1 protein-coding gene is annotated in these 3,185 nt (G+C 72.4%); it reads right to left on the bottom strand.

The window, feature by feature from the left end:
* On the bottom strand, positions 1-3,181 hold a 3,181-nt coding region (locus tag FNH05_RS35210), incomplete at its 3' end, for an arabinosyltransferase domain-containing protein (protein WP_144593171.1).
* Positions 3,182-3,185 lie beyond the last annotated feature (4 nt).

Below are 3,185 nucleotides of genomic sequence, written 5' to 3'. Positions count from 1 at the left end.
GCTGCGGGCCGGGGCCAGGGGACCACCAGCCCCACACGGTCTTCTCCCCGTGCACGACGTGCGGTTCGGCGCCTTCGGTGTACGGCTCGATCTGCAACAGCTTGCCCCACGACGTGCTCGGCGAGCCCTGCAGATAGCTCGGCACCTCCGGCTCGCTCGCGACCTCTTCGAGCCAGCCGTTCGGCCCGCCGCCGACGCTGTTGGCCCAGTCGGCCTCCGTCGCCAGGTCGCCCGCGGTGATCCGGTACTGGGGCACCTGCGAGATCCCGTCGTGGGAGGCGACCGGGTTCATGCACGGGTAGACGAACGCCGCGGGCCAGTCCATGTACACCGGCGCGTTGCCGACGCGCTGGGTGAGCGTGGTGAAGGTCGGCACGCGGGGGGCGCTCACCGCGACCCAGCCGTCCTCGGTGACGTCGTTGTCCTCCGCCACCACCCGGACGAAGCCCACGGACTGCGGCAGATCCCCGATCTGGACGCGCTCGTCGGTCCACTTGCCGTTGTCGCCCGGGTTGATCATCTTGCTCGTGTCGGTGCCGACGGTGGACGAGACCACCTGGTCGGTCCTGGCCACCCGCACGCCGTCCGGGCCCTGGATGCCGAACTGCAGCGACACCGTCGTCGCCTTGCCGACCTTCGTCGCGATCGCGACCGCGACCTGGGCGCCGGTGTGATCGACGGGCAGGCGGTACCAGTCCGTGCGCAGCCGTCCGATCGGCGACGAGGGGTTGTCGTGGTAGCTGCTCCACATCGGCACCGTGCTGGTGGTGAACCCGTGCGGCGGCGCGTTCAGCGGGTCGTTGCCACCCTCCGGGGACGTGTGGAACCCGGTGCTGGTCGCGCCGGCGGTGTCGTCGGCGGGCGGCAGGCCACCGGTGTTCACCTGCCCCTGCACGGGGGCGGTGGGCAGCGCGACCGGCTTCAGCACGCTCGACACCGGGTCCTGCTCGACCATCACGTGGTCGGACAGGTTGCAGCTCTTGCCGAACAGGTGTGCCACGTTCGCGGCGCCGAGGCTGTAGCTGTGCCGCTGCTTCTGGAGGGCCTTGCCCATGCTGGCGAACTCGAACGCCACGACCAGACCGCAGACCACGACCAGCGAGGTCGCCCCGAGCCGCAGCGCGCGGCCGCGCCGTTCCGGCACCGGCGGCGGCAGCCCGGGCCGCTGGGCCCGGATGTTTTCCACGAACGCGAACACCGCCGCCACGGCCGCGGCGAACAGCAGCACCGTGGAGAGGCTGAAGCCGTGGACCGACGGCGCCTTGTCGAACCACGGCACGCCGAGACCGGACACGAACCAGTAGGCGTTGGGCCCGGTCGCGGCGAGCGCGGCCACCACCAGCAGGCCCGCGGTGAACGTGGCCCGGTTGCGGCGGGACCGCAGCACGGTGGAACTGGTCGCCAGCGCGGTGAGCGCGGCCATGGCCGAGCCGACCGCGGCGAAGGCGCCGAAGTGGTGCGTCCACTTGGTCGGGGTCAGCGCCAGCAGCAGGAAGAACAGCGCCACCGTGCCGATGAGACGACGGGAGGGGCCGAGTGCCGCGCCCTGGATGCGGCCGCGCCGCAGCAGCACCACCAGCGAGGTGCCGGTGCACAGGATGAGCAGCAGCACCGGGAAGCGGCGCGTCATGGACCCGTCGGCGCTGTTGGCGAACAGCAACTCGTAGCGGGAAAGCTCGTCGTACCACGGTTCGTTCGGGCCGACCTGGCCGCGAAGGCGGGTCGCCTCCAGCACGGTGGCGAAGGTCTGGTCCGCGAACATGACCACGAGCACGATGAAGCCGGCGGCGGCGATGGGCGCCAGCACCGGCAGCCAGCCGCCCTGGCGGGCACGGCTGCGCAGCAGCTGGAACAGCGGCCGCGCGGCCACCAGGAACGGCGCGACCGCGATCAGCGCGGTCGGGGTGGCGGCGAGCGCGAACGCCGCGGCCAGCAGGCCGAGGCACAACGGCAGCAGCCGCCGCGTCACCAGCGACCGCTCCACCGCGGCGATCGCCAGCAACGAGCCCAGCGCGGCCCACGGTTCGGGGCGGACACCGTTGTTGAACGGCAGCCACCACACCAGGAACACCATCGCCGCGGCCCAGCCCGCCGCGGGGCTCTGCCGCACCTGGGTGCCAAGGCGGGGCAGCACCTCACGGCTGATCAGCAGCCAGCTGATGACCGCCAGCAGGAACGAGGGCAGCCGGATCCACGGCGGCACCGTCGACACCTGCGCCATCAGCTCGTAGATGTGGTCGTTCCAGCCGAACGGCGCCTCGGCCACGCCGAACCAGCGGTGGTAGTTGGTCAGGTAGCCGACCTGGTCGGCGACCCTGGCCATGGTGAAGATGTAGCCGTCGTCGGAGGTGCCCGGCCCGATGAACACCCACAGGCCCAGCACGCCGAACACGGTCAGGTCGCGGCCGGTCAGCTTCCACCAGCCGACCGGCGCCCAGCGCGGGGCGCGGCGCGCGCCCCCGGCGTCGAGCCGGTTCACCGCGATGAGGCAGCCGAGCAGCGACAGCACGCCGAACACGCCGATGGCGACCTTGAGGCCGGTCGGCGAGGACTGGTACCGGGTGTCCGGGGTGATCGACACGGCCAGCCGGGCGATGGGGTCCTTGGCCGAGGTGATGTCGGTGTAGATGCCGACGACCCGGGGCCGCACGTCGCCGCCGGCGTCGTACACCGGGGTGTTCCCCACCTTCAGCGTGGTGTGCTTGCCGGTGGAGGAGAACTGCACGTCGCACCCCGCCGTGGGAAGCGGCTGCCGGGCGACCTGCTGACCCCGGTTGAAGGCGCTGAGCACGCCCTGTTCGATCCGCAGCTGCACGCCCGCGCCGCCGCCGGTGCGGGCGGGGGGAATGCTCGAGAACAGCAGCGCGCCGCCCGGCTGCCGGGCGCTGAGCGCCTGGATCGTGCCGCACGGCAGCGTGATCTCGAGGTCCTGCGCCCAGTACCCGGTGAGGGGGGCGTTCACCGGCCGGGTGTCACTGCCCACCGGCCAGGTGATCTCGGCCGTGTCCTGCACCACCGGCAGGAACGGGTAGGCGAGTGCGCACCCCGCCGCGACCAGCCCCAGCACGATGGCCAGCCATCGCCAGAGCAGGGTGGGGGGGCTGACCGACGGGTCCTGCCCGGCGCGGTGCTCCGGGTCCGTCGCCTCGTCGGTGGCGACAGTCGACGTCCTGCTGGCCATCCAC

The sequence above is a fragment of the Amycolatopsis rhizosphaerae genome (assembly GCF_007713715.1).
Lineage (GTDB): Bacteria > Actinomycetota > Actinomycetes > Mycobacteriales > Pseudonocardiaceae > Amycolatopsis_E > Amycolatopsis_E rhizosphaerae.
This window is presented reverse-complemented; position numbering and strand designations above follow the sequence as displayed.